Genomic DNA, 26,605 nt, shown 5'->3' on the forward strand with positions numbered 1-26,605 from the left:
AAGCGTTTTTATGTGATGTAAGGGATAGTGCCAGCTAAAACAGTTCATTGTGTAGAGTAGAGACAGAGGAAAAGAATTTAAATCAAGGAGTGAAAAATGGCTTGGATTGTCGCAATAATTGGGTCAATTGCCGGTTTTTTATTTGGTTACGATGAGGGAATAATAGCAGGTTCTCTTGGACTGGTAAAAAATCATTTTAATCTGAATGCAACCCACATTGGCGTTATGGCTTCTGCTTTACCTTTTGGGGCATTGTTTGGTTCGCTGTTGATTGGTGCATTCATGGCATCAAAGTGCGTAAAACGTTTCGGCAGACGTTCTTTATTATCCTTTGCCGGTTTTTTGTTCTTTGTTGGAGCCCTGGGTGCCGGTTTTGCTGAAACCGTTTCAGTGTTGATTTTATCTCGGTTAATTTTAGGTTTGGCCATTGGAATGGCTTCAGTTTTAACTCCATTATACCTGGCTGAAACAGCAGCCGTGCAATCACGTGGCGCAGTGGTTGCAATTTATCAACTTGCATTGACTGTGGGTATTGTTTGTTCTTATTCGGTCAATTATTTATTGATAGAGCAGCAAGCGTGGCGTGCAATGTTTGCTTCAAGTGCTATCCCTGCCTTGTTATTGACCCTGGGGATTTTGTTTATGCCAGAGTCTCCCAGGTGGTTATGCAGCGTTGGACGTCATGGTGCAGCAGCAAACTCCTTAAGAAAATTGAGAGGCAAACAATCAGTTGAGCAAGAGTTAAAAGATATTGAAGCCACACTGGCGAACGAACCAAAACAAGGCAACTGGCTACTTCTATTCCAAAAGCCCTTGTTGCCTGTGTTGATGTTAGGAACAATATTATTTTGTTTACAACAATTAAGCGGTATCAATGTGGTAATTTATTTTGCACCAGAAATATTCAAGAATTTAGGCTTGGGCAGCACGACTGGACAAATATTAGCGACAATGGGGATTGGGTTAGTTAATTTACTGGTTACTATTATTGCCATTTTGTATGTCGATAAGCTAGGGCGACGCAAATTACTGTTACTGGGTTTTGCAGGAACCAGTTTGAGCTTGTTTGCATTATCGCTATTTTCATTAAATCATGTTGCCTGGCTATCTTATTTATCCGTTATTTGCTTAATGGTTTATATTTTTTCTTTTGCAATCAGCGTGGGCCCTATCCCCCACATTGCTATGGCAGAAATTTTTCCTCTTCATGTCCGTGGTGCCGGTATGGGGATGTCATCCATGAGTAATTGGTTGTTTAATACGATAGTTATTTTTAGTTTTCCTGTTCTGCATCAAATGTTTGGTATAGAAATGACTTTCGTTCTGTACGCGGTAATCTGTTTCTTGGGGTTCATTTATGCTTATATTTATATGCCTGAAACCAGGAATATTAGTTTAGAGCAAATAGAAACTTATATAATGAGTGGCAAGCCATTACGGTTTTTAGGTAGAGAGGATGAAGAGGTTAATGCTGTGTCAACTAAATCAGAATCTTCTTTGCTGGCTTCAACAAATTGATATAAATTTTCCTCTGATGCCCGTGTTATCTTTGACTGACACGGGCCACAAATTCTATTCTTTATCGCATTACCCTATCGTATAAAATCCTAATAGGTATTCCAGCCCGTAGTTTTTATTCTATTTTCCAATTGTTCTCTTAAATGAATAGCTCGCAAGACGGAAACGTAACTCCAGGTCAAGGATGTCGCTCCTTGCTGAACTCCGGTATTCAAATTAATTTGTTCACTTAAATTCAGATCAGGGCCATATTGTTTTATCAGCCTTAGGTAATTGTCCCCTTTCTTTAGATAGTTCTGTATATGAAGTTTATTAATGCTGTTCGGGGACAGATTATGAGCCATGGTAAAATAATATTCAGCCATCGTAGCGGTTAAGATAAACCAGGGGTTCCCTATGCTGTTTGTTTGGTAGCCATCATAAGTATCGCCGGGATAACGACCAAACAATATTGCTCCAGAACGGTTTTTATTAATAGGAAACATCAAATTAAATTGCTCATGCAAAGCCTTTGCAGTATTTTGCACAAAGGTGTGATGTGGGGCAAAAACACCTTCTTTTTGTGGGTTAATTAAAATACCCAACATGACGGACGAATCAAGCTCTAGTGTTTTTTGAGGACCGGGGTGAGGTAATAATGTGGCTTGAATTATTTTATTCTGATGGTCCAAATGCTGTTTCAGTCGACTGTTAATTAAGTTGGCTTGCATTTCATAAAAAACAGCAGCTTGTCTGTCATGAAGTTGGTGAGCTAAAATGGCGCCATCGGTCAGCGCTTTTTGTTGTGCCATAGCCGTGAAAAAATGATGGCCATAAACCTCTTCCCACAGGTCAAAATTTGCATCTTGCCAATGATGTGCGATGTATTCCAAATCCATCTTGATAGTGCCCATGGATTGTGGGTCCATGGTGTTGTTATAAAGATGTGATTTAACATAATCTATTTCATTATGATCGAGAAGCTGTTGCGCAAAACGAATTAAAACAGATGCTCTGAGTGCCGGACCATCATTTTGTGGCCGTCCCCATTCCCCATCAAAAGGATTGCCATTGATATAAAATTTGGGTTCACCCAATATATCCTGGCCAGCAATGGGATCCGCTTGATGCTGTATTTTTTCTGTCCATGAAACGTATTCTAATAAAAGTTTTTTATATCGAGCAGATTGGCTGGCTTCATACCATGTTTCAACCAATCCCATGGCAATGGCTGAGTCTCGAATCCAGTCATAATAATAATTGGGGTTGTATTGCGAGGGTGAGGCTACGATGGCTCCATTGGTTTGAAAGTTATTTAAAAAATGTTTTTTTAATATTTGAACCTCTTCATGGGTAAATACTGAAGCCATAGTTTGAGAGACAAAAAAAATCATTAAGAAAAAGATCCTTTTCAACATAATCTCCTGATAGTAGTTAGTTTTAAAAAAGAAGGTCGCCATAGTACAGGAAATGAGTTTTTCAGACCATAGTCTTTAGGGCGGGTTATTGTAAAATGTGTTTAACATCAATTACTTTTTGCCTTGACCCTGGTTTTTTGCAAGTCCTTACTCAAAGCTTTCTCAGATTAAGCCCTGTCTTTGATAAGGTGATTGTCTTCAATGGATTGATACTCAAGAAGATCTCCGGGTTGACAATGCAAGTAAGCACAAATAGCTTCAAGGGTTGCAAAACGTATTGCTTTGGCTTTACCATTTTTTAAAATGGATAAGTTAGCTTCAGTAATGCCTATAGCTTCAGCTAAATCTCTAAGTCGACACTTTCTTTTTGCCATCATCACGTCCAAATTAACAATAATTGACATCGATTGAAACTCCTTAAACAAGCGGGATATAAACTGATTGAGACTGCGTAAGAAAATCTCTTGATGTCCTTACGCTGAAGTTCACATTAAATGGTTAACAAGGCATCCGTTTTTAATTTATGTGCTTCCTTAATAATCCAAGAGGCAATCAAAATGATAAAAGCGGTAATTAACGTGGACAGGTTCGCTGTTCCCAAGGTGATGCTTGCGATACGTTGACCAGATGGATTGGTAAAAGTCAGAGCTGCGGTTATCAAAGGTTGATAAAGCAATTGTATAAGTTCACCTGAGATCAGGTAAATACTGATATTCTTAATCAGTCGAATGTTTTCTTCTTCAAATAAATAGCCATGTTCATACAAGCGAAACAGCTTTGCCAATTGATGACAAATTAGAACATTAATGGATAAGGGTAATGCTTCAATCAATAAAATAATGAAACGATGCAACAAGGAAAAATGAGAAGGGTCTTTCACTGGGGTTGATAACAGGGAGTGCCATCCTCCCCAATTCAGCATGCTCTCGAAATGAAATAGAATGAAATAAGTCGTTACAAGGGGAAGGCCATATGCTAATGTTTTGAATAATAGAAAAAGCAAATGACTCACAGATTTTATTTTTTTCATTATATAATTGTCCTTCTAAGATGAGATCATGCGTATTTTATTAAATATTTATTGTTTTGCAATAAATATTTAATGTGAAACATAATTTTATTGCGACTGCCGATGGTTAAATCAGTAAGACGGCAGGTTAAAATTGCTCGTTAACAATACTTTGAATTGCTTTGATCCACTCAGGATGATCGTTCATGCAAGGAGTTAATATAAATTGCTCACCGCCAAGTTTTTCCCACTGTTCTTTTGCACGAATTCCTATTTCCTCAAGAGTTTCCAGGCAATCTGCGACAAAAGATGGGCAGGAGACCACAATGTTTTTAATTCCTTTGCTTATTAGTTCGGCAAAAATTTCATCGGTATAAGGTTTTATCCATGGAGTTTTCCCAAGTCTGGATTGGAAGGCGGTTGTGTATTGGTGAGTGCCTAATTGCAATTCTTTTGCCAGTAATAGACTGGTCTGATAGCATTGAGCCCTATAACATGCTTGATTTTTATCGTATATGGGTGTGCATGTTTGGGGGCAAAGCGTATCGCACCCGCTTTTGTGAATATGCCGTTCGGGAATTCCGTGGTAGCTAAAAAGAAGGTGGAAATTGTCTTTAATATAAGGCTTCATAATTTTAGCTTGCGCCTGGATGTATTCTGGTCTTTGGTAGAAATCTCGAATGATTTTAATTGATGGAATAATTTCCTGGTTTGCCAAATGGGATAAGGTTTTTTCAATGGCTGAACCTGTAGCAGCAGAAGAATATTGAGGAAATAAGGGTAAAATGGTAAGGGAATGGCAATCTTTTAATTCTGCAAGTGCTGTTGTAATTGATGGAGTTCCATAGCGCATTCCCAAAGCAATTTTGTACTCATCCTTGAGTGCGGACTGTAATTTTGTCACTAGATTTTGGCTGTGATACAAAAGCGGAGAGCCTTTTTCAGTCCATATTGATTGGTAAGCCTGGGCTGATTTTGGCGATCTAAAGGGTAAGATCAAACAATATACCAGGATATAGCGCGGGATAGTTGGTAAGTCTATTACTCTTTTGTCAGTAAGAAATTCACGCAAATATAACTTTACCGCCCTGATATCTGCATTATTGGGAGTGCCAAGATTTAACAGTAATAAACCACGTCTCATCAGCTAAAGTCCAGTTATAAAATGAAGGACATAATACCTCAAGTTGATGGACGCAGCAGCATAAATATTAGTTATACTGCCGCGCTTAATAGTTTATCACATCAATCTGGTTAAGCTATTTCTTCTTGTTCGGCGTTTTCACTAAGAGCAACGACATTAGAGGCATGTAAACCTCTTTCACCATTAACGACATCATAGGTGACTGCCTGCCCTGGAACCAGCGTTTTGTATCCCGTGCCGTGAATTGAGGAGAAGTGAACAAAAATATCTTCACCACCACCTTCCGGGATAATAAAACCCCAACCCTTGGCGTTATTAAACCACTTGACTTCGCCTCTAGCCATGAATCCTCCTTATGCTAAAGCTTATCAATCGTCGACTGACATAAGCGGTCAGCTGAGCAATTGCATTCTTCCTTAAATGACAATTGTTAATAGCCTATTTTACAATAGGTCATTTCAACATAACGCAAAAAGGGATCATTACTCAATAGGTTTATTAAAATTTATCTGTAATTCTTATAATTTTGAGATCATGTTTTTGTTACAATGATAGAGAGCTTATTGATAGAGAGAGTATTTTGTTTTGCATTGATGATCGGATTAAGTCGTCTTCTTTTATCATTGGAGAGTGGCCTTTATCTACAGTTTTATTAAAAAATGACGCCTCATATCCCTGGTTTATTTTGGTTCCAAGAAGAATGGATATTCAAGAAATTCATCAGCTTGAAAAGAGTGATCGATTTTTATTAATTGAGGAAATCAATCAACTGTCTCTTCTGGCTAGTGATTATTTTAAACCAGACAAGCTTAATATAGGCGCTCTTGGCAATATTGTTCCGCAATTACATATCCATATTGTTATCCGCAGAAAAAGTGATCCTTTGTGGCCTCAAGGTATTTGGCAAGCTTCCATGCCTTCTATTCCTTACCCTGAAAGTGAATTAAAGAGTCTGCTGCCTACCTTGGGTGATTTAGTCGGGGCTTACGATAAACCCCAATCTCTTTGTTAAAAAATGTTTTTAACTTGGTCATTTAGTTTATCTAAACTACCTCATTAAAAACATTTTTTGCCTCGACCTTGAGGTTCATCGTAAGTCCTGTTAGTAAACAAGGCATACTAAGGAACATTATTATTTTGTATTTTTGGAAATATTGATGTCTCTCATAACACCAATACGTGTGAGGCTCTCTTTAGGGATTCTCACACGTATTGGCAGCAACAATCATGTTAATTGATGCAAAGTGAACGCATTTCCCTCTGAATCCACAGCAATCGCCATTCTGCAAACAGGTGAAGCGAATAGGTCAATTTTGAACTGAACTCCTTTGGACTTTAGTTGGAATACCAGATCGTCAAGATTATCTACCTCAAAAGCAACGCTTCCTCCGGAATGAGCGCTAGGGATTACTCCTTGAGCCAATGTAGTAATTGCAAAACAACCCCCTTGAGGTAAATCATATTCTACCCATGCTCCCTCAGCGGAAATTTTACCCACTTCAAGTCCAAGTGTTTTTTCATAAAATTGCCTTGCTCTATCCATATTTTGAACTGGATACATGGTAAATGCTATTTTTTTGATCATGAGGGCTCCTTGTTGAAATTTAAATATACTTTCACCATTAGATGAATTATAAATTACAATGATAAACATTCACTTTGAAATAAACGATGATGTGCATGCTTAAAAAATTAATGTTCTTATTATTGTTGGGAGCAGGTTTGTTAAGCTGTGGTCAAAGCACGGATCAGCAAATTTCCAATATTATAACACCGAAGCAATTCCCCTCCAGTCCCATGGATTATCGACCAGTTCAGGAATTGCCTTATTTGGCCTGGTGGAAGCAATTTCAGGATCCAGAATTGGATCGTTTAATTGATACTGGATTGAAGACCAATATGGATATTCATATTGCAATGGCTAATTTACAGCAAGCTCAAGGAGAGTTACAGCAAGTGAAGTTGAGTTGGATACCTAATGTTCAAATATTGGGAGGGTATTCAACTAATCCTGCTCTTGGTGTGCCAGGAGGGTTTTATGGAATATGGCCAAGTTATATTTTGAATATTATGCAACTTTATACTCAGCAAAAGCGCGCTCAATATCAGGTCCAATATCATCAGGCAGCAATCGATGGTTTGCGTTTGACCTTGATTGGTCAGGTGGCAGCGGCTTATTTCACTTTGATCGCACAGTTAGAGCAACTTAAATTATTGTATAAACTGGATAGGGATTTAAAGTCGTTAATTGCTTTGAGCAGGAAAGAAATCAACATAGGATTAAAAAATGATATTGATTTGGCTCAGTTGCAATCCAACGAGCGCTTGATTGCAGCACAAATAAAACCCATTAAACACAACATTGTCGTTAGTCAGAATGCGTTGCGTTATTTAATAAATGAGAATCCTGGTTTAATCAAAAGCAAAAATAATTTTGCTCAATTGGATTTTACCCGCTTTAAACCCGGAAGTTTACCCGCTACTGTATTAGGTAATCGCCCTGATATGAAGATGGCGGAGTATTCCCTAAAAGCGGCTCGTGCAGGTATTTTTGTTGCTTATAGTGATTTTTTTCCTGTTATGCAGCTGGATGATTTTATTGGAGAGGCACATTTGCCTGATAGCACGTTTGAACAAGCGACCGATGCGTACGTAAACTGGACAATTAATCCCAATACTCTGGGTAAAATTTCAGTTAGCAAGGGAGTTTATAATGCAAAATTGGCCGAATACGTTAAGACAGTCCGATTAATTTTAAAAGAAGTTGATAATGCTTTTTCAGCTAATAAACGCATGAGAGAGCAATTTTTATCTTATCGGCACGCACAAGAAGATTATCAGCATAAATACAAATTACAAAATGGTTTATTAAAATCAGGGTTAATGTCCTATAAAGAGTTATTGGAGAGTAAGGTTTATCTGGATACCCTGGCACTCTCAACAAATCAGGCTAAGCTGGAATTGGCCATGTCACTGGTTATGTTGTATCAAGATTTGGCTGGTGGGTATGCCTGTAGTGACTAAATCAGTTTGCTTTGTAAGACATTGATTTTAAAAGTCGCCAGGCGGGCTAAAATTGCAATTCTCGTCTCTTGAGCTGGTCGATGAGATAAGTTAATTTCGCATTATTGTTATATACCAAGGGAAACTGGTTGGCTATTTTATGAAAAAATTGATGGAATATGGTGGAAAAATAAAAGAGTACTTGCTTCGTTTAAAACCAAAACGCTGGTTTACTCTTACTAATGTCATTATTTTTATCGGTTTTCTTACTGCAATTATCTATGTTTTTTCCTATTTGATCCCTTTTACTGATAATGCGTTTGTAGTAAACAATGTACGTCCGGTTGCGGCATTAACAAGCGGATATATAACTGAGCTTTATGTAAAAAATGGTGATGCAGTGCGTAAGGGACAAAAACTATTTACCGTATTCAAAAAGCCGTATGAATACACAGTTGAACAGCTCAGTGCTGATTTAGCTGGAGCACAGGCAAAGTTGGCAGTATTAAAAGCTACGTACGAACGGGATTTGAAGCTTAGCGGGAATGAGCAAAAAATATATAAAAAGTTGGCGCAAGATGATCAAAAATACCTTAAAGGGTATGCTATAAAATCTGTTTCTCTGATTACCCTGCAAAACTCCCAGCAAGAAACAAAAGCAGCTAAAGATAAATGGCAGGCTTCATTAAAACAACTTGAAATAGATCAGCATCAAATAACAGTTCAGGAGAATGAAATAAAATCCATTCAGGCCCGGTTAAAAAATGCCAAAGTCAATTTGGATTTAACGGATGTTTATGCTCAGGGTAATGGAGTTATTCAAAATTTGTTTTTTACCATAGGAACTCCAGTCAATATCAATCAGCCATTATTCTCATTGGTTGATCAGGATAATATTTATATTCAGGCCAATTTTAACGAGACGGATTTGCGTGATGTGCGCAAGGGCTCAAAGGTATTGATATTTCCAAGAATGTATTTAGGAAGAAAAATATTTCATGGTGTTATTGATTCGGATTATTGGTCCGCGAATAGGCAATTGGTAGATGATCGCACTCAGCTGCAAAATGTTATCAATGAAAATCAATGGATTTTATTGCCCCAGCGCCTTCCTGTTATTATCAAGGTTACTGACCCTGACCCTAAATATCCGCTTCGTGTAGGAGCTAGTGCTTATGTCTATGTCGAAGTTTATTGAATGGATTGATGAGGTTGATCCTTATGCTGTTCAACGAATAGCGCTCTATAAATCACTTTTTATTGCCACCGTTATGGCCTATGTTTATTGGGTATTTCGTCCCACGAATTTTACGGCATTTTTTTCACCATTTTTGCTCGTAAGATTTTATGAATCACCCAGTCTTACCAGCTTTAAAGAGAAAGAACACTTTTTGATTTTTATTGGAGTGGTAGTGGTATTGTTGAGTACCTCATTTTATCTTGTTTACCCATTTCGGGTTGTATTTTTCTTTTTCTCAATTATTGCGTTAGCAAGCGTTTATTTTTATGTGCTAAAAAATTATCTTCCATTGAGGAATGTGACTATGCTCATTATTGCTTCTGGAGCGACAATTTTAAGTACAGAACCTCCTGCAAATTGGCAAATTGTCTACGACATCGTTGGGTCAAGCGCTTTATCTATGATCGCCATATTCATTTGTTTAAGATTCTTCCCCAATCAATATCTCAGTGTATGGAAAAGGGCTTTGGCAAAATTTATTCAATCCCTTGAGCTGGATATTGAAGGTTCTTTTACTCACCGTGGTCCCAAATTCATGCAGGAAGAAATGACTCATTTGGGTATGCTTAGGCAATATCGTAGACTTATCCCCAAAAAATACATGATTTATACTCAGCGAATTTCAATCAACATACGCAACATTCAATTTTCTTTGGATAATCTTTATTATGAAGCCAAAAATGAGGCTTTCTGGCATGGAGTGAAAGAGAATCTTTATACTCTTAGATGTGCGATTAAAACCAACACATCTTGTGGCACTCCTAAAATGTCCATCATGCCTGAGTCAAAATTACAACAATATGTTATGAGATGTTTGCAACAAGCATTTAGCCAATGGAATCAATTATGCATGATACTTCAGCATTGAAGAAAAAACTTGATTATGCTCGATTTATTCATCTAGTCATCATGTTCATGGTTGCCATGCTCATTTTTTTGTTTTCGACTTTTCCCGAAAAGTGGTGGGTATTGATCACCGTCTTGTCAGTAAGTGCGGGTATTGAACCAGGATTGATTATCAGAAGAGCTAAACACAGGATAGGAGGGACACTGTTGGCTCTCATCATTTTGATTCCCTTACTCTATTTATTGCAATTGAACTATCGATTGATATCAATCTTATTTGTTCTGGCGATAGTTGGTTTGAGTGTTGCTACCTTAAACACAAGACGTTACGACATTAGTGTATTTTTTATTACTTTAGTTGTCTTTTTTTTGATGGCACAAACTGAAGAGGCGACATCGCCTCGTGGTCCTTTTGAGATGGTTCTTAATCGAGGCATATGTACACTGTTTGGTGTTTTTATTGTGTTGGCAGGCGATTATTTTTTATTTCAGGCATACCGTTATTCTCATAGGCTTTATTTTTTTCATCAGGTGATAGTTTATGATTTTTTAAATGATATTGTGCGAAAAATAGACGAATCCAATACAGAAAAAATTAATACATTGCTCTTTGTAGAGAAATTACGTGGCCAATTCACCGAGCATTATCTCCCGATATCCATCAGCTCCGAAAATTTGAAACTGGATTTTAAAACAAGTGAACACACTAAAAAAAGAATTGATATTTTTCAAGAAACGATTTGGGAAATACGACGCTTGGTTTTTGCATTATGTATTTCAGAGTTTGTTTTACATTCCTCAACGGCATCTGAACAGCATTTGCAACGATTTAAGTTACTGATGAATAAAGCTCGAACCCATTTTATTCAGTTTGAAGGTCGTTATTAATTAGAAATAGGGAGTACAAATATGTCTCATCCTCATTATAGTGTTTATAACGAGAAGTGCCCATCACAAAATGTACTTGAAGGTATAAGTGATAAATGGTCTATATTGGTCATTAGCCTTTTATCCCAAAAAATATACCGTTTTGGAGAGTTAAAACGTGAAATCGGTGGAATATCACCTAAAATGTTGACGCAAACATTACTGAAATTGGAGCGATATGGCTTTGTCCAAAGACAATCTTATCCTGTTTTACCTATGAAGGTTGAGTATTCATTAACCAGATTGGGTAAGGAATTAAGTGCCATATTGGTTTTACTTACTCGTTGGACTGAAACCAATATGGATAAAATAATCAATGCGGAAAAAACATTTTGCGAACAGAGGCTTGGTTGTCATGCTTGATTTATTGAAACCATTTGATTAAAGTTTCCGAACCTAAATGGTCATGGATATAGGTTAAATAGCGGGTCAACTCCAGAGTATAATCCTCTTCAGAAACAGGGGTATTTTCCCCAATTAAAGGGTCATGATGAAAAAAAATTCCGTTGAGACGGGTATCACAAAACTCATGATAATCTCTGGTGAATAAAAGAAAAGTATGCCACATCTTGTCAATATCAGCCATTTCAGCATGAATGACACAAGAGAAATCCAGATTTTTATCATCAGGATAAAGTAATTTATCTGTTTTATGTTTATGGCAGAGCCAAATAAATTTCATTAATTCATGTAATGCCTCTTCAGCTTGCATGGCTGCAGTTGGGTAATCCATATTATATCTGGTAATAATTTTATGATTTCTGTAATCAAGTAAGTCTTTTAAGTCAGGATGCATGATTATGGGGCTTTGATTAGTATAAGTGTAACGGCACGTTTTTTGGTAACGTGCCATCATTGCAGTTATATCATCCAATACAAGTTCCTGGGCCACACCATCCTCTATTCCTTTTTAGCAGTTTTTTCTGGACAATTTTCTTAATGAGTTTTTCTTTCATAATTCACTCCTTTATTTTATAAAATGAACGGGTTCGAGACTAAAATATTTAATAAAATCAGTCAATTAGTTACCTTTTGGTAACTAGAGGGGATACAGTAAATGAATAAAAGAAATTGGACGGCTTATTATAATTCTACGAAACAAAACACTCTCCCCAGAAAGTCTTTGCTTAAAGCAATTGCAAATTTTGATAAGGAAAAGATCAATCTATCTAAATCGGCAATCGATTTGGGATGTGGTGCTGGTATCGATGTTATGGAACTTTTGCGATGCGGTTGGTCTGTGATTGCCATTGATTCACAATTATCTGCTATAGACAGTTTGCTTTCTTCAGCTCAAGAATTAACATGCGCAAACAAATTAAAAACAATAATTTCTTCATTTGAGGCTTTGGATTCACTCCCTAAAGTAAACTTGATTAACGCCAGCTTTAGCCTTCCATTTCTCAAGCCAGTTTACTTTTATAAATTCTGGAGCGTTATTTTAAAAGGGCTTAAGCCAGGTGGTCGATTTTCTGGTTCGTTTTTTGGTTTTAATGACTTCTGGAACACCAGAACGGATATGACTTTTTTAAATCGGGAAATGATTTGCCATTTGTTTTCCCAATTCAAAATTGAATATTTTCAAGAAGAAGAAAAGGATGAAATGGATGCTTTGGGTTATTATAAGCATTGGCATAAATTTTTTATTGTAGCCAAAAAAATCGCATAAATGGGTAATCATAAAATTGTATGTATTGGCTTAGAAGGCACAATCAAGTTCTTATGAGTTGAGAGTTATATATGAGAGTTATATAAAGGAGAGAGGCGGGGGTGCCAAGAAACGCCAAATAGTAAATTTGGTGCTTCTTGACGACTTAATAGATAGGATAAAAAATTTAAAGTGCGTTTTTAGGGGTATCTATGCCAGCTTCTTCAAAACGACTCTCTGGAACTTTTCTTGAAGGAGGTATTTCTCCACCGGTCATAAAGAAAAGACTAATGGAATCTTTTAAATTTTGTTGATCGTATGTTTCTTTTGAGCTGAACTGCCCCCTAATTTTATTGAGCAGATTGGTAAGTACTTCAGTAGAGCCATGGATGGTTGGAGCATCTACTTCTCTATCAACAATTGGATAAACTGATTGCAGCAATTGCATGTAATCGTACTTTACTATACCACCGAAGCGATTGATTAATTGTGATTTCCTTGCTTGTTCTCCAAAGCGATTACCTTCAGCATCACATTTAGAAGAAACAGCTTCCAAACCACCCATTAATTTAATAATTTCACAGGTGTTTTTAATTTTATCTTCAGTCAGGTATTTGATATTGGTGCTATTCACCAGCAGGAAATGTGGTGCTTGTTCTGAAATGGGGGCATTGTGTTGGACTAAGTACTTGAATAATTGAAGATCCTGATTTTTACAAGCCAATTCAATTGGTGTCTCTTTGTGATAGTTGATAGGATAATCAAAATCAACATGGTGCTTAACCAAAATATCAAGCATTTTGTAGTCAATGTGTTTTTTATTTAATACTCTAGCCAGGGGTGAATCATAAGTGGGGGGGGCGTACTGATTTACAAGCTCAGGATCTTTATCCAGTATAGTATTGACAGTTTCATAATGACCTTCAGATACTGCCTTCATCAATTCACGCAATTCAGCTGATGCTATTTTCATTTCACTTCTACCCATTTTAATCACCTATTTTAAACTATCGCCATAGTATTCTAAAAATCAAACTGGCTGAATCTTAGCATGAAGACTGTATAAATGACAATATTTTTGTTCATTTATTTTACTTATTAATAATTATTTAGATCAATTCAGGTGGTAATTTAAATAAACAACACTTTTTTTTAATTTTGAACAATAAGTTTAATATTTTCTTAATCTTTGTGTTTTATCATACCCCCTGTGAAATATAAGTTGTCAAACATGACAATGCTAAGAGGTAGAGGGTTATATGCAAAACTTAGATGAGATTCTAAAGAAACTGAGAAAAGATCTGAAAAAGACTTCGAAGGAAACGACTGAGAAGCTCAGTGTTTTATCAAAGAAAGTTGCTGAAGATGTGGTTAAGGTATCCAATCAAACGGTTCAAAAAATTAACGAAGTAACCAAAAAATTCACCGTAGATACTACAGTCAGCACTATTGACACCCAAAAAATTTTAGATGATTTTATGAAAAATATACGTTTTTCTCGATTTAAGCAGATTTGGCAAGCAATTGAGAAAACACCGAAATCCAAGCATATATTGTTAAAATCTCTCTTCTTAAAAGGGCTATTGACTCATAATAAACCTCTACTTGAAGAAATTATACGACAAATTGAATTAATACCTTACTCAAGTGATCTGGAGATGCTCGGTGCTTTTAGTCAGGACAAAGCACATCCGCTCTCACCTGAGCTTCTGGAGTTTGTGCAAGAGATGCTTGCCAATGAAAGTGAGAAAGTATTACTCACTATTCTGATGAATGCTTTTCAGTCTATTCCTGAATTGTCTCTTGATAGCAAGACAGGGACTTTAAGCATGAAAACTAAAAAAGCCTTACTGCCTCTTTTAATTGAAAAAGTGGATACTTCGATTGCAAAATCAATCATGTCACAATTAACTGATATCTCATTTGATTCTGTATTACCCGCATTTCGTCCATCGATTGGTGATCCCAGCTATCAGAAAACGAACATAAACTTGAACAAATACTTGTCTCTAGTTGGTAACAAAACAGATATTTCAGAATTTTTAATATTAACGATTGGTCTTTTTACTTCCTTAAAAATTGGAGATAAGGGGTTTTTGCAAGAATTATCGGCTGATTATTTATTTGTTCGATATGATGACTGCTTGCATAAAATAATAGAAAAACTAAAGGAAAAAGAAGTAATAGAACAATTAGGAGAAAAAGAAGTTCAAAAAATTCTGGAAGCTTCTGGAAACCTTAAGCGGTTTAAACCGACAAGTAATAACCCAAGACGATTTTTTGAAACTCGCCTTGCTCAGTACATTAACGGCCTTTCCCACTCAGAAAAGACCATTGAAATTGATTCGATAGGAGAAGATAAAGAGCCTGAAGATGAGGAATTGAGAGATAACACATTGAAGGCATGTAATAAAATTCTGCAATTCTTTTTGGGTGATTGTGGAAGAGTTGATACTCCACGAGAGATGGAACAAAAAATTTGTATCTTTGCCAATGGTTATAAGGATACCTCTAAATTTACCAAGAAAGAAGTCGAATTTATTACCGGTGTATTACATCATGCTGGAGCGCATAAAGGGCGCGATAGGGTTGAGCGGGATAAATTGACGGGCATTAAAGAAAGAAAATTTGAGACTGACTCAGAAAAAGTAGGTTCAGATGTATGGAATTGTGGCGGTGGAGTCATGAAAGGCTGTTCGCCTGTCTTTTATGATGCCCAACGCGACCCCATGCGTAATATGCTAGTGGATTCATCGACTGTTGCGCCTGATAACAAAGAGGGAAAACAATGGTTTTGGAATAATAACCGCCAGTATTCGTCTTACGTAGGATCGATTTCCGGGCATACTTGTAATATTGTAGGTATGTTAGCCAAGTATATGACAGAATATAAAGAAGATCTCGATCTGCAAAACGACATCAATCTTTTTCTTATTCAGGTAATCGGTGTTTATGCCAAGCGTGGTTTTCATGCCATGCTTGAGGTCATTGATGTTCTTCATGATCCTTATGTACAAGACATATTCAAAGGATATGGTGTTCAAGTTAACCTTTATAGCTATTTTAAAGAAAACCCTGAGCTTGCTGGATTCCTGCAGCATGCGATGAATGATGCAACCACTTATACTCAGGCTCTTGTTAATAAGAAGCATGTTAAGGAAGCACTCAAATCAAATTCATTCTTCAGTAAGAAAGACGAAGAGAGTGGAGATAAGAAAAACGACCATACGCCAAAAGATGGAACTGTTTATGGGTGCTAAAGGATAATTTGGGTTCCCATTCCCTAATAGCCTCGGCTTGTCCGAGGCATCAAATTCAGGGAAATTTTGCATTAAGAATATATCTTTTCGAATAAATCACCCCTGGACAAGATTGATTTTTGCTCTATTGTCTAGCTCGTTTTTAAATTTTTTTAAAGACAAGCAACTTCTCTTCTCTATAGGTTTCGTGGCTTTCATAATAGACCTATAGCTTGTACTTCGTTGTATGTGTTGATGCACTCTTTTGCCGAGACGAATAGACTGCTTTGCATAACCTGTTATTTTTATTTTACTGCCGCGTTGCGAACTTTTCTGTGGTGCTTATTTAAAGACGTTTGCCCCTTGTCCTGAAACAAAATAAACAGGTTATGCCAGAGGCTTAATGCTAATAAATGCCACTCTGGTAGGGTGTATACAAGTGCTTTAAACATATTCATCAGTTTTTTGATGACCATCAATTGAGCTGTTGATAAATTGAATTCGAACAGATAAAAAATCTGCAGATATGTGTTTCATAGTATTATCCACTATCAAGTTGGTAGTAGCAACAGGTAGACAAGTGGGTACGCATGGTTAATAGTCGCTGGCTGAAAACATTTTTATCCGGAAATTTTGACACTTTTCCTGGCTGAAATTCGAGTACAATAAAGAGACGATACCATTTATGTGCTCTGTCGATTATGCGAAGGGATTTATTTTATCATCTTCCAGGGCTAAGGTTTTTTCCAAAGTTGTTATACCATCTGATGCAGATTTCATTTTATGGAAAAACCCAAAACTACTTTCCTTCGCTTCACCAAGATCTTTTTTGTCGTGAATAGTCACTTTTAGGGTATCACCAAATTCTTCAGTAAACTCTGGTGAATTAACGTATTCAGCCAGTTTAAGTTTGAACATGGCAAGACAGGCTTTGAGTTCCTCTTCATTCCATTTTATGGCATGTTGGTTAATAGGGTGAGTTTTATTCTTTGCAATTAAATCAAACATCAAACCAGGTTCGGGCCCTCTAAGAGGAACACCGGCGATATATTCCATGTCAGGATCACCCCTGCCCCACATATGCAAATGAAGCATACTGGGTTCTTCTTCACTTCCAATGAGAGTTACTCCTGTCCCTTTGTCGAAAGACTGGGAGTTATTGCCAAGTTGAGAAAACTGCACAATAAGCCCTAATTTTTCATAGACTTGGGTCATCAAACTTGCAACGTCATTCAATCCGCGTTGTTCAGATACAGTATAAGGGCGGTTAAAAGCAGATGAAAGGGTTGAATCACCCTCATTCAGATATCGAATAATGATACGATAACCTCTACAATCAGTAGGGTTAAGAATCACAGAGTAATGATATTTATTTCGGACAGTGATAACTGCGATTGAGGTGCCTGCCCGAGTATAATCAATTGACCAATGGCCAGGGGAGTATTCATGTTTTAAAAATTCTTTTTTTCCTCTCATTACAACCTCATTGTGATTTACACTTTTTTTTGCCCAACATGTGCCTGATGTCAGCGGGATATAAAACAAAATTAAAATAAAGACACTTATAGAAAAATTAAAACAACTATATCCCAGAATGGGTTTTAATAGCAAAGTGTTACTGGTTTTACAGTTTGTCATTAATATGGCAACTTTTAATTTGATAATAGCTTTCAAGATGATATTGTATTGTAAAATACTTAACTTAATATTAAGAAACATAAATTTTATAAAGGGGGAATGATCGGCCAGTGCCGAATTTTTTTGATTTTTTTCAAACTCTTAATAATTCCTTAATTTGTATGTGATATCTTAATTAAGAGTTGTTAAAAGGGGATTTCAGATGGATATCCACAGTACCTACAAAATGTTAGCTAAAATGCAAGGGAACAAAGAGCTAAGCAGTCATAAAATTGCTGAAACTGAGCAAGCTGAAGCGGATACTGTTCCACAGTTAAAACTTCAAGCTGAACCAGAAGCAAAACCTGATATGCAAAATATTTTATCTAATATGTTAGGGATATCATCTAATAAAAAGCATTCTCCAATGGATTAAGTCCGGGGTATTAACACTTAGGATATCTATTTTTGGTTAACCCCTTCGTGTTTGCAATATTCAATTGCATAAAAATTAATCTTAGTTTAAGTTTCTTAAAAGTATCAACGTGCACAAGCTGTTTTTTAAGTATATACTTTTTTTAAAGGATGATTTTTTGAGGTTTAAAAATGGCAGGTGGATTTTCAGCAACGAGCCACTGGCGTGACTCAGCGAGAAGCGCGCGGTTTTTTGTAGTTGATGCGAGGGCCGCATTCCCAATATTTTTATTTCTAATGCATATAAGAGTATGGACAGGTGTTTTGGTCTTAGTTTCTGCAATTTTTTTTGGGATAATTGAACATTATGGTTTCACTGTCCCGGTTTTTTTACGCTGGCTCAGAAGTTTTTTAGCTGGTTCAGTTAGATCTGCTAGACCTTGGTGGAGATAAATGGAGCGAGATATTAGCAAGTGTATGGCAAAGATTGCAGCAAGCATGAATGCGAAATTTTACCTGAACGATAGATTTGTAAGTTTTGATGAAGTTTTTTCAGAAACGGGTTTGCTACCGGCCATTGCCAAGAGAGCGGATCAATTGTGTTCCTTGTGTTTGGGTTATGGTTTGGGAGCAACTTATGACGAGTCTGAAGGGGCGTTACTAGGTATTAGAGTGGTTTTTGATGAAGTGACGCCGAATGTATTACGTTTGTTATGTATGACGGATGTTATGAATGAGCTTATTCAAGGGGGCCCAAGCCGTGATTATACTCCCCTGGATGAGTTAATGTATGATTAGTTGTTTGTAAAGAATTAGAAAGTTTTATTGGACCAAGATATATTGAAAGATATATTTTGATATATGTAAAGTAAGAGATTTAGCTCAGGAGTGGTAATAATGGGTAATAATACTGATGACAGTGCACGAAATCCATTTGGTTTTTATACGCCACCTCGTGTTAAAGAGATAGGTGAACCTGATGTAACTGATGCTACTCTAGGCAGTGTCTATAGTGAAATTATTTCACCGGTAAAGGATTGCATTTTGACTGTTGCAAAGGCTGTTAGCTTTAATCCCGGAGGGAAAGATAACACGGATGCAGTTGAGGTGTTAACAGAGCTCAATACAAAAGTAGAGAGAGCCGCCTTAAATCAACCGATTTTAACAACAAAGACAGAAAGAATGTTTGGTGCTGCTGAATCTGAAAAATCGTCTGAGCCACCAAGCCATGATGAACGTGGTTTCAAATTATCATCTTGAAAGATTAATTTCATTTCAGTGATTTTTATAAATGCTGTTATACTTTCTTTATATTTCCCCTAATTCTTGGTTCCCATAAGTATTGAAGTTATGAAAGATCAACTCTCGGATGAACAAAAAGAAACCATTCTAAAGGCCTTAAACGATGCTATTGAAAAAGGTCCATGGGATAAATCCAATTTCTTAAGGGTAATTGGTAAAAAGTTAATTGCAATTCGAGATCGTTTTTTAAAACGGATAGGTGCCGCTAGTCAGGCCAAGTTAAAAGCAGAGTCTCATCTTGCAAATCGAATTGCCTTAAGGAGTGGTCAGCAGGAAATATATGTTTCATTATATTCCTCAGATGGAAGCAATCTTCAGTCCTGGGAGAAAATAGTGGGGAGTTTGCCCCGACAAATGATTTCACGACCTATTTACGCAGATGAAGAAGACATAAAAGCGATATTAAAAACAAAAGAAAATAAACAAAATGAAGCGTATGTGGCAATTTACATCAGTCAATCAGATATCTTGCATTTATCCGCTGATAAGGCTCCGGTAGATAAATTAGGTAAACCGTTATTAACGCTTAAAGATAAATCCATCAGTCTGGAAAACATCAGCCGCTTTGTTCATGTGAGTGGCGTATATCGATACTCCAATGGCCGTCTAATTAAAAATGCATAGGCCGTTTCGGTTTTCCTTATAATGATTTCGAGCGTGTTAAAAATTTATTTCTACTCTAACTGTCTTTACGCTTTATTTAATCATCCTTGTATTCATATTTTGATATAGTACACGAAAATCTCGCAAAAATAGCTCTGAGCAGTATATACTTGATATATAGAATCTATTAACTAATTGTATATAGAGATGGCACAACAACAGCAGCAATCAGGTTCAGATAATTCCATGGCGCCAGTATGGATCGTCATACTGTTATTTATTACTGCTTATTTTGTTTGGGCACTGGCTCATCAGTACATTGTTAGTTTTGTATTTACTATCAATATCTGGCAAGCAAGATTAGTTAATTTGTTTTTAAATAATCAACTCTTGGCCAATCAAATTTATCTGATGCAAACACTTGATCCTAACACTGTCAATTGGGATCAAATGGTGACTGTAATGCGTGCGGTCGGTGATTATATGCGTTACCCGGTTATTTGTATCCTGGTAGTGTTAGCCTTTGTTCTTTATAACTCAAATGTGACTTTAAAATATCGCAAAACCTATGATATGAAAAGTTTGCGGGCTCAGGAACAATTTAATTGGCCAGCCATCATGCCTATAGTTAAGGAGGATTTGGTTAGTCAAGACGTCAATAAAGGGCCTTGGGCAATGGCTTTAACACCCATGGAATTTGCGCGAAAATATAATTTATTGAGAAAGGACGACGCGTTATTGGATAATCCTGTGCCTGGCGAAGAGATGACAGCGGGGATTCGGCGTGGCGATGCCAAACGAGTATTTACCATGCAATTGGGTCCTTATTGGGATGGTTTTGAACGTTGCTCTCCTCAGGCTTACGCATTGTCTGCCGTATTTATGGCAAGAATGAATAGAGATAGAGACGCAGCAAATAATATCCTTAAAGTTTTAGATAAAACATTTGTGGATGGGAAACCTGATTTTTCTGTTGCAAGGCCAGTAATGAAAAAATACCAAAACTCAGAGTTGGTTCAGGAAGTAGTAGCCAAACATGCTTATGTGCTCACAGTGATTGCTTCTTTGCTTGAAGCAGCACGAGAAGATGGTGTGGTTCCCAGCTCAGAGTTTTTATGGCTCAAACCAGTCGACAGACGTTTATGGTATATGTTGAATTGTGTAGGCAGGCAAACTCCATACTCTGAAGTTGCAGGTCCTTTCGCACATTGGAAAGCTGAAAAGGAAATGGGAAGACGCTCTTTGGTGCCAATGATAGATGAAGCGATTAGAGCTCTGGAAATTGCAGTAAAAGAGGTGAGATTAACACCACGTCAAATGGAGGAATTAGAGCCATGATGCGGGGTATTGATTCTCGTCATGAATTAGATCCAACCCTTTTACTTAGGGATACACGTACTTTTACGCAGCGGTTGGCAGATTTTTTTGCAGATCCGACCAATATTTCTATTGTTCTTATTTCATTAGCAGCTGTTTCATATTATTTCTCTGAAGCGGCAACATTTTTGTTGATTATGGGGGGCATATTTTTTCTTTATAGCTATACCCGAAAGCAAAAGTTGCCATTTCGATTGCCCCAAATTTCGCGCGCGAAGGATTACAACGATTTGAAACCGGGTATTAATAAACCGAATATAGCTCGAGGTATTACCTTTTTTGGTAATGACAGAAAGACCGGTGAGGAACTTTGGTTTGCTAACGATGATATGCGTACCCATGCGTTAATTTTCGGTTCAACAGGTAGTGGTAAAACAGAAACTTTGGTTTCTCTGTCATATAATGCCCTGGTACAGGGGAGCGGGTTTATCTACGTTGATGGTAAAGGAGATAACTCTCTGTATGCTAAAGTCTTTTCTATGGTAAGGAGCATGGGGCGTGAAGATGATTTGCTCTTAATCAACTTCATGACTGGAGCGCGCGATATTGTCGGTCCGCAGGAAAAAAGACTTTCCAATACACTAAACCCATTCTGCCAAGGCTCTTCCAGTATGCTAACTCAGTTGGTAGTCAGTTTGATGGGATCTTCAGGCCAATCATCTGATGGTGATATGTGGAAGGGACGGGCTATAGCTTTCGTAGAAGCATTAATGCGTTTATTGGTGTATATGCGTGATGAAGGGGCAATTCTTCTTGATGCGAATACTATTCGAAATTATTTTGATTTGCAAAGACTGGAATCTATTGTAATTGATAAAGTTTTTCCCAGAGATGATCAAGAAAGCGTCAATATTGAAACCATTCCAAAACTAGTAACGGATCCTTTAAGAAACTATTTAAATACCTTGCCTGGGTATAATAAAGAGAAAAAGGGGAAACAGGTATCCCAAGTTTTGGAGCAACATGGTTTTATTACCATGCAGCTGGTAAGAAGTTTCTCATCTCTGGCAGATACTTATGGTCATATTATTCGTACCAATTTAGCAGAAGTCGATTTTAAAGATGTGGTACTCAACAGACGTATATTAGTGGTTTTATTACCCGCTCTGGAAAAATCACCGGATGAATTATCTAACCTTGGCAAGATTATTGTTTCATCATTAAAAGCTATGATGGCGGCAGGTTTAGGTGAAGAAGTAGAGGGTGATTATCGTGATGTTATTCTAAGAAAACCCACGAATGCCCCAACTCCTTATATGTGCATTCTTGATGAGTACGGTTATTACGCAGTACAAGGATTTGCGGTAGTGCCTGCGCAAGCTCGTTCTCTAGGATTTTCTGCTATTTTTGCTGGACAAGACTTACCTGCATTCCAAAAAGCATCCAAAGAAGAGGCAGCTTCCATTGGTGCAAACACAAACATTAAAATATGTATGAAACTGGAAGATCCTACCGAAACCTGGGATTTCTTCACTAAAACAGCTGGCGAAGCTTATGTTACAAAAGTGGATTCGTTTCAAACCAAAGAAACCAGCATAGCAAACAGCTATATGGATACTAAAAGCTCTTCTTTTGAAAAGAGAGCTCGGGTAGATCTCCTTGATTTAAAAGAGCAAACCGAAGGTGAGGCGCATATATTTTTCAAATCGAAAATTGTTCGTGCTCGTATGTTTTATGCCAATCCAAAACCGGTTAAGCAATTGAAAATTAACCAATTTTTAAAAGTAGAGCCGCCGCCAGATGATTATTTAATGAAGCTACAGAAACAATTGGCTTCTTTCCAGAGCATTCTTGAAAGTGGTGACTTGAGTATCAATAAGGCAGTCGAGAACGAAGAAATCACTCTCATTAGTAAGGCATTAAAAGAATCTACTATCGTAGAGCCAATTGAACGAGGCGTTGCTGCTTTAATTGCATTTCATGGTCAAAATGAACCCGAGCCTGTGGAAGATATTGTAGAGGAAGAAGTTGAGGGGGCATTAACTATTTTCAGCAAACTACGAATTGACCCTAATGCTCCTCCAATATTAGTCGCTGACAAAGAAGTTTTCTCTGAGCCATTATTACCAATTAATGAAACACGAAATCAAATGATAACGATTGAGCGTTTGGCAGGGGCTAAAGACAAATACGCTGGTACAGTAGCTAATGAATTAATCAAAGATTTTCAAATAGCGACTAGCTATCCTCCTGAAGAAAGGGATGTGATTGATGTCCAAGAACTTACTGGTATCATAAGAGATTTATCAGCTAAAATTTCCGCAGAACGTGAGAAAGCCAATAAAAAGGCTGCAGAGGAATTAACATAAAGACTCAGTCGGCAATTGGAGGTAGAAGTGTTCCTGTGCTATTGGGCATGAAGAGAGCTCCATATGTAAGTTACTCTGAGTTTTTTATAATCCGGGCAGTGACGTTGTTTCTTTAAACTTTGATCTATCAGGTTGATATTCTGTGTGGTTCCTCTTTGGGAGAACTTTTTGTATTCTGAATTAACAGGGTAATTATCAGTTTACTCATAGATTAATTTGGCATATGTTGATTTGCCTTAATTAGTCAACCCCATCTGAAATAAATAAATTATTTAAAAAAATGGCAATTTTATTAAATTCATTGTAACGTAATGATTTGTATGTTTTTATTATCAAATGGAATGTTTGAGATAGTTAGACATAGATAACACAATTAGTCTATTTTCAAAGATGGGGATAACAGGTGAGATCACTTCGTACTAACTACATCTATGTATTGTTTAAAACAACTGGATTATTATTCTTATTGTTGCTGAGTGCTTGTAATCGTTCTGGTTATATCCCTGAGAATGAAGTGCCCAAATTACCATGCCGTGTTGATGGTGCATGCGATGCAACAATAATAAAAATGATGACTGATTTAAATAAAAAAGGGATTAAAGTTGCATCAGTAGGCCAAAATTATTTAATTAGTATTCCTGCTAGCGCTCTGTTTGCTGATCAATCTCCTCGGTTAAATTGGGCTTCCTATAGCCTTTTAAATGAGATCGCGGCGTTTCTTAAACAATTTCGTAAAATTGCTATAACGGTAACCAGTTACAGTAGTAAATATGTGTCGGTAAAAAGAGAACGAGCATTGACATTGGCGAGATCAAGAGTAGTAAGTGAATACCTATGGTCTCAGGGGGTTGATAGCAGAATCATCTTTACACAAGGCTTAGGTAGTGATAAACCTATAACTAGTTATACTCTTGGTGGTGATAGATCACCTAATGCCAGGGTGGAGATCACATTTAGGCGGGCTGTGGCATAATTGAGGTAAAAATGAGTCGAGAAACATGGGCTTTAATAAAACGAAATAAGAATTTTAATGTCCATATTTACAGACGTGGCTTAACACTGCTAATTCTTTCTCTTGGATTGAGTTGTGGTTTGTCTGGGTTGATTTATTATGTTCATATGCATGAACCTGAGCGAGATTTTTATGCAACCAGCGGCATAACTCCTCCTATCCAGCTTAAGCCTATGTCGACTCCTAACATGTCATCTGAAGCATTGCTTCCGCCGGATCCACCAGATGAAGATTCACAAAGGATTATACCGCAATAATTTTTAGAGGATATTATGGCTGAAGATGCCTTAACTGTAGTTGCATTAAGAAATAAGTTTTATAAAGACAGTCAACGCAAAGTCATTTTGGCGTTATTGATTGCTATTGTGGTAAATGTGGTCTTGGCATCGCTTGTTGTCTATATGATTACTCATCCACCTGCTCCAAAGTACTTTGCAACAAGTATTAACGGTCGTATTACCCCTTTATTTCCTTTGGATGAACCAAACCAATCGGACTCCGCTGTACTACAATGGGCTAATCAGGCAGCAATTGCCGCATTTACCTATAATTTCGTAAATTATCGCGATGAGCTACAGGCTTCTTCCGGCTTTTTTACTGCGGAAGGCTGGGACCAATTTTTAGGTGCATTAGAGCAATCCAATAACCTTGATGCGGTTAAAGCGAAAAAATTAGTTGTGTCAGCAGTAGCAACCCGAGCCCCAATCATTTTGCAAAAAGGTGTGCTCAATGGTAGGTATTCCTGGAGGGTACAAATGCCAATATTAGTCACCTATCAAAGTGCCAGTGAATTTACACAACAAAATAACGTAGTAACAATGTTAATAACTAGAGTTTCAACGTTGAATTCGCCTAGAGGGATAGGTATTTCACAATTTGTTGTTGGACCTGCCAGCGGTGGGGTATCCTAGTGATGAAGAAATATGATCAATTATGTAAATATTGTTTGGTGATAGGCTTGACATTCAGTATGTCATGCAGTATCTATGCGGCTGATCAATCAGATGATGCTCAGCAAGCGTTGCAGCAACTGCGAATGCTACAACAAAAATTATCACAAAACCCTTCCCCTGATGCACAGTCAGGAGCCGGTGATGGCGGTGATAATGCAGCTTCTGATTCAACACAACAACCTAATCAATCCGGTCAGGCCAATGCTCCGGCTGCAAATCAAACAGCAACTGCGGGCGGTGATGGGCAGATAATTAGTCAAGATGATGCCGAAGTTATTGATAAGAAAGCATTTAAGGATATGACACGCAACTTATATCCCTTAAATCCTGAGCAAGTAGTCAAATTAAAACAAATCTATGAAACTTCTGAGTATGCCAAAGCTGCAACGCCAGGCACTCCACCTAAGCCTACAGCGACATCACAATTTGTTAATTTGTCTCCAGGATCAACACCACCAGTAATAAGATTATCACAAGGTTTTGTGTCTTCTTTAGTATTCCTGGACTCAACAGGAGCTCCTTGGCCTATTGCTGCATATGATTTGGGCGACCCCTCTTCATTTAATATTCAATGGGATAAAACCAGTAATACTTTAATGATTCAAGCTACGAAGCTATATAACTATGGCAATCTAGCAGTAAGGTTAAGAGGATTAAATACTCCTGTAATGCTTACCCTTATTCCCGGGCAGAAAGCCGTGGATTATCGAGTGGATTTGCGAGTTCAAGGTTATGGCCCTAACGCTAAAAGTATGCCAACCGAAGAAGGCATTCCTCCATCAGCCAATGATTTGCTTCTTCATGTGTTAGAAGGAGTTCCTCCACCTGGAAGTAGGCGTCTGGTGGTTAGTGGAGGAGATGCTCGAGCTTGGTTATCTAATGAAAAAATGTATGTTAGAACGAATCTCACTATATTGTCGCCGGGCTGGTTAGCCAGCATGACTAGCGCAGATGGAACGCATGCTTACGAAATGCAAAAGTCTCCGGTTTTATTAGTGTCTTGGCATGGAAAAGTCATGCAACTCAAGGTAGAAGGGTTATAAGCAA

29 protein-coding genes are annotated in these 26,605 nt (G+C 37.4%); 20 read left to right on the forward strand and 9 right to left on the reverse strand.

All coding sequences use genetic code 11. The features are described from left to right. The first annotated feature begins 96 nt into the window (after positions 1–96). Positions 97–1,518, forward strand: coding sequence for a sugar porter family MFS transporter (locus LPG_RS02110; protein ID WP_010946170.1), 1,422 nt, complete (start codon positions 97–99; stop codon positions 1,516–1,518). A gap of 89 nt (positions 1,519–1,607) precedes the next feature. Here the strand turns inward: LPG_RS02110 and legY are convergent, their stop codons facing one another. The 5 genes from legY to LPG_RS02135 form a co-directional block, all read right to left on the reverse strand. Further along, complete coding sequence (gene legY, locus LPG_RS02115; protein WP_010946171.1) at positions 1,608–2,957, reverse strand: Dot/Icm T4SS effector LegY; 1,350 nt, start codon at positions 2,955–2,957, stop codon at positions 1,608–1,610. 125 nt (positions 2,958–3,082) lie between these two features. Further along, positions 3,083–3,319, reverse strand: coding sequence for a helix-turn-helix domain-containing protein (locus LPG_RS02120; RefSeq protein ID WP_010946172.1), 237 nt, complete (start codon positions 3,317–3,319; stop codon positions 3,083–3,085). Between the two features lie 86 nt (positions 3,320–3,405). Continuing rightward, positions 3,406–3,945, reverse strand: a complete 540-nt coding sequence (locus tag LPG_RS02125) for a DUF2975 domain-containing protein (protein WP_010946173.1) — start codon at positions 3,943–3,945, stop codon at positions 3,406–3,408. A gap of 127 nt (positions 3,946–4,072) precedes the next feature. Next, complete coding sequence (hemH, locus tag LPG_RS02130) at positions 4,073–5,068, reverse strand: ferrochelatase (RefSeq protein WP_015444837.1); 996 nt, start codon at positions 5,066–5,068, stop codon at positions 4,073–4,075. Between the two features lie 110 nt (positions 5,069–5,178). Then, on the reverse strand, positions 5,179–5,412 hold the full coding sequence (locus tag LPG_RS02135; RefSeq protein WP_010946175.1) for a cold-shock protein: 234 nt from the start codon (positions 5,410–5,412) through the stop codon (positions 5,179–5,181). A gap of 236 nt (positions 5,413–5,648) precedes the next feature. On the opposite strand from LPG_RS02135, the gene LPG_RS02140 reads away from it, so the two are divergent. After that, a complete protein-coding gene (locus tag LPG_RS02140; protein WP_015444836.1) occupies positions 5,649–6,080 on the forward strand; it encodes an HIT domain-containing protein in 432 nt (143 codons plus the stop codon). A 213-nt stretch (positions 6,081–6,293) separates the two neighbouring features. Here the strand turns inward: LPG_RS02140 and LPG_RS02145 are convergent, their stop codons facing one another. After that, positions 6,294–6,653, reverse strand: a complete 360-nt coding sequence (locus LPG_RS02145; protein ID WP_015444835.1) for a VOC family protein — start codon at positions 6,651–6,653, stop codon at positions 6,294–6,296. An 86-nt stretch (positions 6,654–6,739) separates the two neighbouring features. Here LPG_RS02145 and LPG_RS02150 point away from each other — a divergent pair, with 86 nt between their 5' ends. The 5 genes from LPG_RS02150 to LPG_RS02170 all read left to right on the forward strand — a co-directional run bounded on the left by LPG_RS02150 (position 6,740) and on the right by LPG_RS02170 (position 11,447). Beyond that, complete coding sequence (locus LPG_RS02150; protein ID WP_010946178.1) at positions 6,740–8,092, forward strand: TolC family protein; 1,353 nt, start codon at positions 6,740–6,742, stop codon at positions 8,090–8,092. A gap of 139 nt (positions 8,093–8,231) precedes the next feature. Continuing rightward, entirely contained in the window at positions 8,232–9,269 is a 1,038-nt protein-coding gene (locus LPG_RS02155) for an HlyD family secretion protein (protein ID WP_015444833.1), read from the forward strand. Further along, the gene (locus LPG_RS02160; RefSeq protein ID WP_015444832.1) at positions 9,247–10,179 is read left to right on the forward strand and encodes a hypothetical protein; all 933 of its coding nucleotides are present in this window, start codon (positions 9,247–9,249) and stop codon (positions 10,177–10,179) included. The genes LPG_RS02155 and LPG_RS02160 overlap by 23 nt, the downstream gene beginning before the upstream one ends. Further along, positions 10,158–11,045, forward strand: a complete 888-nt coding sequence (locus tag LPG_RS02165; RefSeq protein WP_015444831.1) for an FUSC family protein — start codon at positions 10,158–10,160, stop codon at positions 11,043–11,045. Before LPG_RS02160 ends, LPG_RS02165 begins: the two co-directional genes overlap by 22 nt. Before the next feature lie 21 nt (positions 11,046–11,066). Next, on the forward strand, positions 11,067–11,447 hold the full coding sequence (locus LPG_RS02170) for a winged helix-turn-helix transcriptional regulator (protein WP_010946182.1): 381 nt from the start codon (positions 11,067–11,069) through the stop codon (positions 11,445–11,447). A gap of 1 nt (position 11,448) precedes the next feature. On the opposite strand, the gene LPG_RS02175 is transcribed toward LPG_RS02170, so the two are convergent. Beyond that, positions 11,449–11,880 carry a glycine-rich domain-containing protein gene (locus tag LPG_RS02175; RefSeq protein WP_025862435.1) on the reverse strand — a complete coding sequence of 144 codons (432 nt, stop codon included), beginning with the start codon at positions 11,878–11,880 and terminating at the stop codon, positions 11,449–11,451. A 261-nt stretch (positions 11,881–12,141) separates the two neighbouring features. Here LPG_RS02175 and LPG_RS02180 point away from each other — a divergent pair, with 261 nt between their 5' ends. Further along, positions 12,142–12,753, forward strand: coding sequence for a class I SAM-dependent methyltransferase (locus LPG_RS02180; RefSeq protein WP_010946184.1), 612 nt, complete (start codon positions 12,142–12,144; stop codon positions 12,751–12,753). A 166-nt stretch (positions 12,754–12,919) separates the two neighbouring features. Here the strand turns inward: LPG_RS02180 and ankJ are convergent, their stop codons facing one another. Next, positions 12,920–13,729: a Dot/Icm T4SS effector AnkJ/LegA11 gene (gene ankJ / locus LPG_RS02185; RefSeq protein ID WP_010946185.1), complete on the reverse strand. Its 810-nt coding sequence runs from the start codon at positions 13,727–13,729 to the stop codon at positions 12,920–12,922. 262 nt (positions 13,730–13,991) lie between these two features. Here ankJ and ceg14 point away from each other — a divergent pair, with 262 nt between their 5' ends. After that, positions 13,992–15,992: a Dot/Icm T4SS effector Ceg14/sidL gene (ceg14, locus tag LPG_RS02190; protein ID WP_010946186.1), complete on the forward strand. Its 2,001-nt coding sequence runs from the start codon at positions 13,992–13,994 to the stop codon at positions 15,990–15,992. A 678-nt stretch (positions 15,993–16,670) separates the two neighbouring features. On the opposite strand, the gene ceg15 is transcribed toward ceg14, so the two are convergent. Continuing rightward, a complete protein-coding gene (ceg15, locus tag LPG_RS02195) occupies positions 16,671–17,720 on the reverse strand; it encodes a Dot/Icm T4SS effector Ceg15 (RefSeq protein ID WP_010946188.1) in 1,050 nt (349 codons plus the stop codon). A gap of 91 nt (positions 17,721–17,811) precedes the next feature. On the opposite strand from ceg15, the gene LPG_RS02200 reads away from it, so the two are divergent. The 11 genes from LPG_RS02200 (at position 17,812) to icmK (ending at position 26,601) form a co-directional block, all read left to right on the forward strand. After that, positions 17,812–18,024 carry a hypothetical protein gene (locus LPG_RS02200; RefSeq protein WP_010946189.1) on the forward strand — a complete coding sequence of 71 codons (213 nt, stop codon included), beginning with the start codon at positions 17,812–17,814 and terminating at the stop codon, positions 18,022–18,024. A 170-nt stretch (positions 18,025–18,194) separates the two neighbouring features. Next, positions 18,195–18,455: a type IVB secretion system protein IcmT gene (gene icmT / locus LPG_RS02205; protein WP_010946190.1), complete on the forward strand. Its 261-nt coding sequence runs from the start codon at positions 18,195–18,197 to the stop codon at positions 18,453–18,455. Further along, positions 18,456–18,800 (forward strand): type IVB secretion system protein IcmS, encoded by a 345-nt coding sequence (gene icmS, locus LPG_RS02210; RefSeq protein ID WP_010946191.1) that lies wholly within the window; start codon positions 18,456–18,458, stop codon positions 18,798–18,800. A 99-nt stretch (positions 18,801–18,899) separates the two neighbouring features. Then, positions 18,900–19,262, forward strand: coding sequence for a type IVB secretion system protein IcmR (icmR, locus tag LPG_RS02215; RefSeq protein WP_010946192.1), 363 nt, complete (start codon positions 18,900–18,902; stop codon positions 19,260–19,262). Positions 19,263–19,352: 90 nt separating this feature from the next. Then, positions 19,353–19,928, forward strand: a complete 576-nt coding sequence (icmQ, locus tag LPG_RS02220; protein WP_011214698.1) for a Dot/Icm secretion system protein IcmQ — start codon at positions 19,353–19,355, stop codon at positions 19,926–19,928. 186 nt (positions 19,929–20,114) lie between these two features. After that, entirely contained in the window at positions 20,115–21,245 is a 1,131-nt protein-coding gene (icmP, locus tag LPG_RS02225) for a type IVB secretion system coupling complex protein DotM/IcmP (protein WP_011214699.1), read from the forward strand. Next, a complete protein-coding gene (gene icmO / locus LPG_RS02230) occupies positions 21,242–23,593 on the forward strand; it encodes a type IVB secretion system protein IcmO/DotL (RefSeq protein WP_010946195.1) in 2,352 nt (783 codons plus the stop codon). The genes icmP and icmO overlap by 4 nt, the downstream gene beginning before the upstream one ends. Positions 23,594–23,996: 403 nt before the next feature. Continuing rightward, positions 23,997–24,566, forward strand: coding sequence for a type IVB secretion system protein IcmN/DotK (gene icmN, locus LPG_RS02235; RefSeq protein ID WP_010946196.1), 570 nt, complete (start codon positions 23,997–23,999; stop codon positions 24,564–24,566). Between the two features lie 11 nt (positions 24,567–24,577). Further along, complete coding sequence (gene icmM, locus LPG_RS02240; RefSeq protein ID WP_010946197.1) at positions 24,578–24,862, forward strand: type IVB secretion system protein IcmM/DotJ; 285 nt, start codon at positions 24,578–24,580, stop codon at positions 24,860–24,862. Positions 24,863–24,877: 15 nt separating this feature from the next. Further along, on the forward strand, positions 24,878–25,516 hold the full coding sequence (locus tag LPG_RS02245; RefSeq protein WP_010946198.1) for a type IVB secretion system apparatus protein IcmL/DotI: 639 nt from the start codon (positions 24,878–24,880) through the stop codon (positions 25,514–25,516). A 2-nt stretch (positions 25,517–25,518) separates the two neighbouring features. Next, a complete protein-coding gene (icmK, locus tag LPG_RS02250; RefSeq protein ID WP_015444826.1) occupies positions 25,519–26,601 on the forward strand; it encodes a type IVB secretion system protein IcmK/DotH in 1,083 nt (360 codons plus the stop codon). Positions 26,602–26,605 lie beyond the last annotated feature (4 nt).

It is taken from the genome of Legionella pneumophila subsp. pneumophila str. Philadelphia 1, assembly GCF_000008485.1.
Classification (GTDB): Bacteria; Pseudomonadota; Gammaproteobacteria; order Legionellales; family Legionellaceae; genus Legionella; species Legionella pneumophila.